General features: G+C 70.4%; 8 protein-coding genes. 6 read left to right on the plus strand and 2 right to left on the minus strand.

Annotated elements, in window-relative coordinates; all coding sequences use genetic code 11:
• Position 1: 1 nt before the first annotated feature.
• Complete coding sequence (locus LZ005_RS21215) at positions 2-232, minus strand: DUF2795 domain-containing protein (protein ID WP_237810651.1); 231 nt, start codon at positions 230-232, stop codon at positions 2-4.
• 194 nt (positions 233-426) lie between these two features.
• Between LZ005_RS21215 and LZ005_RS21220 the strand changes: the two genes are divergently transcribed.
• Genes LZ005_RS21220 through LZ005_RS21245 form a run of 6 tightly spaced genes read left to right on the plus strand, consistent with a single transcriptional unit; the run spans position 427 to position 6,808 of the window.
• The gene (locus tag LZ005_RS21220) at positions 427-2,229 is read left to right on the plus strand and encodes an ABC transporter ATP-binding protein/permease (protein ID WP_237810658.1); all 1,803 of its coding nucleotides are present in this window, start codon (positions 427-429) and stop codon (positions 2,227-2,229) included.
• A gap of 18 nt (positions 2,230-2,247) precedes the next feature.
• Complete coding sequence (locus LZ005_RS21225; RefSeq protein WP_237810668.1) at positions 2,248-3,189, plus strand: glycosyltransferase family 4 protein; 942 nt, start codon at positions 2,248-2,250, stop codon at positions 3,187-3,189.
• Positions 3,186-4,424 carry a glycosyltransferase gene (locus tag LZ005_RS21230; RefSeq protein ID WP_237810670.1) on the plus strand — a complete coding sequence of 413 codons (1,239 nt, stop codon included), beginning with the start codon at positions 3,186-3,188 and terminating at the stop codon, positions 4,422-4,424. The genes LZ005_RS21225 and LZ005_RS21230 overlap by 4 nt, the downstream gene beginning before the upstream one ends.
• Positions 4,421-5,158, plus strand: coding sequence for an SDR family oxidoreductase (locus LZ005_RS21235; RefSeq protein ID WP_237810677.1), 738 nt, complete (start codon positions 4,421-4,423; stop codon positions 5,156-5,158). The genes LZ005_RS21230 and LZ005_RS21235 overlap by 4 nt, the downstream gene beginning before the upstream one ends.
• Before the next feature lie 7 nt (positions 5,159-5,165).
• Positions 5,166-5,732 (plus strand): HAD-IIIA family hydrolase, encoded by a 567-nt coding sequence (locus tag LZ005_RS21240; RefSeq protein WP_237810692.1) that lies wholly within the window; start codon positions 5,166-5,168, stop codon positions 5,730-5,732.
• Positions 5,729-6,808, plus strand: coding sequence for a glycosyltransferase family 9 protein (locus LZ005_RS21245; RefSeq protein ID WP_237810700.1), 1,080 nt, complete (start codon positions 5,729-5,731; stop codon positions 6,806-6,808). The genes LZ005_RS21240 and LZ005_RS21245 overlap by 4 nt, the downstream gene beginning before the upstream one ends.
• Here the strand turns inward: LZ005_RS21245 and LZ005_RS21250 are convergent.
• Positions 6,786-7,299, minus strand: a 514-nt coding sequence (locus LZ005_RS21250; RefSeq protein WP_373889451.1) for a TolC family protein, incomplete at its 5' end; no start/stop codon positions are given. The genes LZ005_RS21245 and LZ005_RS21250 overlap by 23 nt on opposite strands.

A 7,299-nucleotide genomic window follows, 5' to 3' on the forward strand; every position in this document is an offset into this window, starting at 1 on the left:
CCTAGCGGGGCTTGGCGGCGTCGCCGCCGGCGTCGTCGGCGGACGGACCGCTGAATGCCTGGCTGAGCTCGGCCGGCGTCTGGAATTCCTCGTCGGGCAATTGTTCGAGCGAGGCGCAGATGTTCTCGTCCGCGCCCTGAGCGCGCGCCGCGGCGAGCAGGGTGCGCTTATTGGCCGGGTAATCGACGCCGCGCAGGTATTTCTGGATCTGGATGGGGTTGGCATGGGCCATGGCGTTCTCCTTCAAGCACATGGCCAATGGACCGGCGGCGCGCCCGCGAAGTTCCGCCCCTCGCCCGCGCGCAGCAGGCTACGCAAGCGGCCTGTGCGCAGGCTGATCCGGCTCAGAAGTGCGCCATGCCGAACTGCGGAACTTGCCTGCCTGGGCAGGCGTCGAATCTACACATCCCGCACAGGAGGCCGACGATGCAAGCAATGGCAGGCGAGTCAAGCTGGTGGCGTCCCGCACCGCACGCGGTCGGGCACGAACTGGCCGAACTGCTGCGCAGCGCACGCGTGCGCATCGGTCTGGCCCTGTTCTGCCTGATCCTGGCCAAGGGCGCCACCGTGCTCGTGCCGCTGGTGCTCAAGCGCATCATCGAGGTGCTCGGCCAGCCGGCCCAGCTGGCGGCGGCCCCGTTCGCCCTGCTCGGCGGCTATGCCCTGCTGCGCTTTGCCAGCACCCTGTTCAATGAGCTGCGCGACGTCCTGTTCGCGCCCATCGCCCATCAAACGGTGGCGCGCTATGCCGAGCGCACCTTCATCCATCTGCACCGGCTGGGCGCACGCTTTCATACCCAGCGCCAGCTCGGCGGCCTGCTGCCCGATATCGACCGCGGCACCGGCGGCCTCGCCTTCCTGCTCGGCACCGGCATCTTCACTCTCGTGCCCACGCTGCTCGAAATCGGCCTCGTGCTGGCCATCATGCTCAGCCAGTTCGCGCCCGGCTACGCGGCCATCATCGCCATCACCTTCTGCGCCTACGTCGGCTTTACGCTGGCCATGGCGGCGCGGCGCACCACCTGGCAGCGCCGCGTCAACAAGCTCGACTCCACCGCCAAAACCCGCCTGACCGACAGCCTGATCAACTACGACACCGTCAAATACTTCGCCAACGAGGACCTCGAAGCCCAGCGCTTCGCCCGTCTGATGACTGGCTGGAGCGAGGCCGCCATGCGCAACCAGCGCGCCCTGTTCCTGCTGCACGTGGGCCAGAGCGCCATCATCGGCGCCGGCGTGGCCGCCATCATGCTGCTGGCCGGGCGCGCCGTCTGGGCCGGCGACATGAGCGTGGGCGACCTCATCCTTATCAATGCCTATGTATTGCAGGTCTGCCTGCCGCTCAATTCGCTCGGCTTCGTCTATCGCGAGGTGCGCGACGCCTGGGTCAATGTCGAGCGCCTGTTCTCCCTGCTGCGCGAGCCGCCCGAGCCGGCCGACGTGCTGGCCCTGCCCGACCTTCAACCCGGGCCCGGCAATGTGCTGTTCGACCAGGTCAGCTTCGCCTATGTGCCCGGGCGGCCGGTGCTGCAGGGCGTCTCCCTGCATCTGCCGGCCGGGCGCACGGTGGCCGTGGTCGGCAGCAGCGGCTCGGGCAAGTCCACCCTGGCCAGGCTGCTGCTGCGCTTTTACAGCCCCGGCCGTGGGCGCATCCTGCTCGACGGCCAGGACATCGCCGGCGTCAATGCGGCCAGCCTGCGCCGCGCCATCGGCGTGGTGCCGCAAGACACGGTGCTGTTCAACGACAGCATCGCCTACAACATCGCCTATGGCCGCCCGGGCGCCAGCCGCGCCGACGTCGTGGCCGCCGCCCGCGCCGCCCGTCTGCACGACAGCATCATGGCCCTGCCCGAAGGCTATGACACCATCGTCGGCGAGCGCGGCGTCAAGCTCTCGGGCGGCGAACGCCAGCGCCTGGCGATTGCGCGCGTGGTACTCAAGAACCCGGCCGTGCTGATTCTCGATGAAGCCACCTCGGCCCTGGACGCCGCCGCCGAGCAGGCCATCCAGCAGGCGCTCGAGGGCCTGGCCAGCCAGCGCAGCGTGCTGATCATCGCGCACCGGCTGTCGACCGTCGTCCACGCCGACGAAATCATCGTGCTCGAGCGCGGCCGTATCGAGGAACGCGGCAGCCACAGCGCCCTGCTGGCGGCCGGCGGCTTCTACGCGCGCCTGTGGCAGCTGCAGCAGCAGCTGGCCGACGAACAGCGCACGCACGATGTGTTCTGACTCCTGACAAGGCTCCCCATGCGAACCCTGCGCATCCTCACCTGGCATACCCACGGCAGCTATCTGTACTACCTGAGCCAGGTGCCGCACGAATTCTATGTGCTCAGCAAACCGGACCGGCCGCCCGGTTATGGCGGACGCTGCGGCCACTTCCCCTGGGGCGCGAATGTGCACGACCTGCCGGCCGCACAGCTGGCCGACACCCGCCTCGACTGCGTGCTCTACCAGGACGATCACCAGTATCTGCACGACCGCCTTGCACTGCTCACGCCCGAGCAGCAGCGCCTGCCCGCCATCTACCTCGAGCATGATCCGCCGCGCGACCACCCGACCGACAGCCGCCATCCGGTCGACGATCCGGCCATGCTGCTCGTGCATGTCACCCCTTTCAATGCCTTAATGTGGGACAACGGGCGCACGCCGGTGCGCGTGGTCGAGCATGGCGTGCCCGTGCCGCCGGTCCGCTATCAGGGCGAGCTGGCGCGCGGCCTGGTCGTGGTCAACCACCTGGCGCGGCGCGGGCGCCGGCTCGGCGCCGACCTGTTCGCCGACCTGCGCCAGCAGCTGCCGCTCGACCTGATCGGCATGGCGGCCGATGAGGCCGGCGGCCTGGGCGAAGTCCAGCACGACGCCCTGCCCGCCTTCATGGCGCGCTACCGCTTCTTCTTCCATCCGGTGCGCTACACGAGCCTGGGGCTGGCCCTGATCGAAGCCATGATGCTCGGCCAGCCCGTGGTCGGCCTGGCCACCACCGAACTGGCCACCGTCATCGAAAACGGCCGCTCGGGCATCCTCGATACCCGTCCCGACTATCTGGCCGCCGGCATGCGGGCCCTGCTGCTGGAGCCGGGCCTGGCGCGCGAGCTCGGCGAGCGCGGGCGCACGCTGGCGCGCGAGCGCTTCGGCATCAGCCGCTTCGTGGCCGACTGGTGCCGCGTGCTGGCCGAGGTCTGCCCATGAATATCGCCATGATCAGCGAGCATGGCTCGCCCTTGAGCCCGCCCGGCAGCATCGACAGCGGCGGCCAGAACGTGTACGTCGGCCAACTCGCCACCGAGCTGGCCGCGCGCGGCCACCGGGTCGACATCTTCACCCGGCGCGAGCACATCCGCCAGGCGCCGAGTGTGGCCTGGCGTCCCGGCGTGCGCGTGCTGCATGTGGCGGCCGGCCCGGCGCGCTATGTGCGCAAGGAAGACCTGCTGCCCCATATGCCCGACTTCGCCGAGCAGGTGCTCGGCCATGCGCGCAGCCAGGCGTATGACCTCGTGCACGCCAATTTCTTCATGTCGGGCCTGGTGGCCGAGCGTCTGCACAGTGCGCTTGGCCTGCCCTATGTGATCACCTTCCACGCGCTCGGCCTGGTGCGGCGCCAGGCCCAGGGCGCCGCCGACGCCTTTCCGGCCGTGCGCAGCGCCATCGAGGCGCGCCTGATGCAGGGCGCGGCCGGGGTCGTGGCCGAATGCCCGCAGGACTGCGAGGACATGGTGCGCCTGTACGGCGCGCCGCGCGCGCGCATCAGCATCGTGCCCTGCGGCTTCGACCCGCGCGAGCTGTGGCCGGTACGCGGCCAGGCGCGCCGCCGGCTGGGCCTGGGCACCGGCGAATTCACCATCCTCCAGCTCGGGCGCATGGTGCCGCGCAAAGGCATCGACAATGTGATCGCCGCCCTCGCCCTGCTCGGCAGCGAGCATGGCATCCACGCGCGCCTGCTGGTCGCGGGCGGCAGCCACCACGGCGGGCCGGAACAGGCCGAACTGGCGCGCCTGGCCGCGCTGGCCCGCTCCCTGGGTGTGGCCGCCCAGGTGCATTTCACCGGCCCGGTCCCGCGCAGCACGCTGCGCTACTACTACAGCGCGGCCGATGTGTTCGTCAGCACGCCCTGGTACGAGCCGTTTGGCATCACCCCGCTCGAGGCCATGGCCTGCGCCACCCCGGTGATCGGGGCGGCCGTGGGCGGCATCCGCAGCACGGTGCTGCACGGCCAGACCGGCTTTCTGGTGCCGCCGCGCGACCCGCAGGCGCTGGCCGCGCGGCTGGCCCAGCTGCAGCAGGCGCCCTGGCTGGCGCGCCGCATGGGCACGGCCGGCTGGCGCCATGTGCACCGCCACTACACCTGGACCAGCGTGGCCGAGCGCATCTGTGCGCTCTACCAGGCGGTCGCCTCTTCCCCCCCGCTTCAGGAGCGCAGCGCATGAATCCCCCCTCTTCTTCTCCCTTGCAGGGCAAAGTGGCCCTCGTGACCGGCGGCGCCAGCGGGCTTGGCGCCGCCCTCTGCCAGGAGCTGGCCGGCGCCGGCGCGCGCGTGCTGGTGGCCGATCTGCAGTTGGCGCGCGCCGCCAGCCTGGCCCAGCGCCTGCGCGAGGATGGCGCCAGTGCCGAAGCCATCAGTCTCGATGTCTGCGATCCCCAGGCCGCGCAGGGGGCCGTCCGCGCCGCCCTCGATACCTGGGGCGCCCTCGATATCCTGATCAACAACGCCGGCATCGACCTGACCCGTCCGGCCCAGGCCATCGCCCCGGCCGACTGGCAGCGCATCATCGCCACCAACCTGAGCGGGCCGTTCTACCTGAGCCGCTGCGCGCTCGCGCCGCTGCAGGAGGGCGCCGGCCACATCGTCAATATCTGCTCGACCGCCGCCAAACGCGGCTGGCCCAATGCCAGCGCCTACCATGCCAGCAAATGGGGCCTGCTCGGCCTGTCCCATGCCCTGCATGCCGAGCTGCGTGGGCGCGGCATCAAGGTCACGGCCGTGATCGCAGGCGGCATGCGCACGCCCTTCCTGCTCGAGCGCTTTCCCGAGCTCGACCCAGCCCAGTTGCAGGACCCGGCCCATGTGGCGCGCGCCGTGCGCGGGGTGCTCGAACTGCCGGCCGCCTCGGTCGTGGCCGAGCTGACCGTCCTGCCGCTGCAGGAAAGCTCCTGGCCCTGAGGCGGCGATGCGCAGCGCTGTCTTCCTCGACAAGGATGGCACCCTGGTCGAGAACCTGCCCTTCAACACCGAGCCGTCGCGGCTGGTGCTGGCGCCGGGCGCCGTGCGCGGCCTGCGCCGCCTGCGCCGGCTCGGCTACCGCCTGCTGGTGGTCAGTAATCAGTCCGGCCTCGCCCATGGGCGCTTCGACCTGCGCGCGCTGGCGCGCCTGTGGCGCCACCTGAGCCAGACCCTGGCCATCCAGGGCGCCATGCTCGACGGCTTCTATTTCTGCCCGCATGCCGTCGATGGCAAAGTCGGCGCCTTCGCCGGCAGCTGCAGCTGCCGCAAGCCGGCCCCGGGCCTGCTGCTGCAGGCGGCGGCCGACCATGACATCGACCTGGCCAGCAGCTGGATGGTTGGCGACATCCTCGACGACGTCGAGGCCGGCCACCGCGCCGGCTGCCGCAGCCTGCTGCTCGACAATGGTAACGAGACCGAATGGCGCCGCACAGCCCTGCGCCTGCCTGACCTGATCGCGCCCGATCTGCGCACCGCCATGCGGGTGATTCCGCCGCCCGGGGTGGCGCCATGAACGCGGCCTGGGCGCGGGCCGAACGCCTGCTGCTGGTCCGGCTCGACAATCTCGGCGACGTGCTGATGTGCACGCCGGCCATGCGGGCGCTGCAGGCTGCCCATCCGCGCCGGCGCCTGAGCCTGCTGGCAGCGCCGCCGGTGGCGGCCACCCTCGCGCCCCATCTGCCCGAGCTCGAGCGCGTGCTGCCCTATGCCGCGCCTTGGGTCAAGGGCAGCGGCAAGCCCGATCCCGAGATCGTGGCGCGCCTGCGCCACGCGGGCTTTGACGGCGCCATCATCTTCACCTGCTACAGCCAGAGCGCGCTGCCGGCCGCCCTGCTCTGCCACCAGGCCGGGATCCCGCTGCGCCTCGCGCATTGCCGCGAGAATCCTTACGGCCTGCTGAGCGACTGGATACCCGATCCCGAGCCCGGCCAGACCATCCGCCACGAGGTCCGGCGCCAGCTCGACCTGGTGGCCCACATCGGCGCGCGTGCGGACAGCGAACAACTGCACTTTCAGGTGCTGGCCGGCGACCGCGCGCGCCTGCTGCGCCGCCTGACCCAGGCCGGGGTCGATATCGGCCGCCCCTGGCTGCTGCTGCATCCGGGCGCCAGCGCGGCGGCGCGCCGCTATCCGGCCGAGCTGTGGCGCCGCCTGATCGATCTGCTCGGCCGCACGCTCGACATGCCGCTGGTGCTGAGCGGCAGCGCCGAGGAGCAACCGCTGCTCGACAGCATCCTGGCGGGCGTGGACACGCCTGCCATCTCACTCGGGGGGAAATGCAGTCTGGGGGAATGGGCGGCCGCGATTGCGGCGGCGCGCCTGCTGATCAGCAATAACAGTGCGCCCGTGCATCTGGCGGCGGCCCTGGGCACACCGGTCGTCGACCTGTATGCCCTGACCAATCCGCAGCACACGCCCTGGCAGGTGCCCAGCCGCGTGCTGTTCGAACCGACCGCCTGCGCCTATTGCTACCGCAGTGAATGTCCGCAGGGCCACCAGCGCTGCCTCGCCGGGGTCAGTCCCGAGCGCGTGCTGGCGGCCGTGCGCAGCCTACTGGAGGAAACGCTCAGCGCGTCTCCGCATTGCTGATGGCGTGCAGGCGGTCGCGGATCGCGGCCGTCAGGGTCGCCACATCGTGCGCCTTGACCGTGTCCGGCAGCGGGTCGGCGCCGGTCGAGGCGATGACCTGGGCATACGCCGTCTGCAGGCTGGCGTAGTTCTGGTAACGGCGATAGTCGGCCATCAGTTCGCTGGCGCCGCTGCGGATCGCATTCGTGCGGCTCTGGGCATCGTTGTTGGCGCCGGTCGTCGTCTGCTGATTGATCAGGCGGTCGATTTCAAACAGTTCCTGCGACAGGTCGAACTGGCGCTTGCGGCCGGCAAAGTCGCGCATCGCCACGTGCACCTGGGTCAGCACAGCCATATCGAGGGCCAGACGCTGGGCGCGCGCCACTTCGGTCTGCTTCTCGGCCACGGCCTGCTGCTTCTTGCCCGACAAAATGCCGAACAGATTCCAGCTCATGCGCACCCCGCTGTCGATCCATTTCTGGTTGTGCAGGTAGGAGTTGCTGTCGTAGTGG

The organism is Massilia sp. TS11, from assembly GCF_022012445.1.
Lineage (GTDB): Bacteria > Pseudomonadota > Gammaproteobacteria > Burkholderiales > Burkholderiaceae_D > Telluria.

Bases quoted from the DNA above. Each gene is read 5' to 3' on its own strand.
- LZ005_RS21215 (WP_237810651.1), bottom strand. From the start codon at position 232: ATGGCCCATGCCAACCCCATCCAGATCCAGAAATACCTGCGCGGCGTC.
- LZ005_RS21220 (WP_237810658.1), top strand. From the start codon at position 427: ATGCAAGCAATGGCAGGCGAGTCAAGCTGGTGGCGTCCCGCACCGCAC.
- LZ005_RS21225 (WP_237810668.1), top strand. From the start codon at position 2,248: ATGCGAACCCTGCGCATCCTCACCTGGCATACCCACGGCAGCTATCTG.
- LZ005_RS21230 (WP_237810670.1), top strand. From the start codon at position 3,186: ATGAATATCGCCATGATCAGCGAGCATGGCTCGCCCTTGAGCCCGCCC.
- LZ005_RS21235 (WP_237810677.1), top strand. From the start codon at position 4,421: ATGAATCCCCCCTCTTCTTCTCCCTTGCAGGGCAAAGTGGCCCTCGTG.
- LZ005_RS21240 (WP_237810692.1), top strand. From the start codon at position 5,166: ATGCGCAGCGCTGTCTTCCTCGACAAGGATGGCACCCTGGTCGAGAAC.
- LZ005_RS21245 (WP_237810700.1), top strand. From the start codon at position 5,729: ATGAACGCGGCCTGGGCGCGGGCCGAACGCCTGCTGCTGGTCCGGCTC.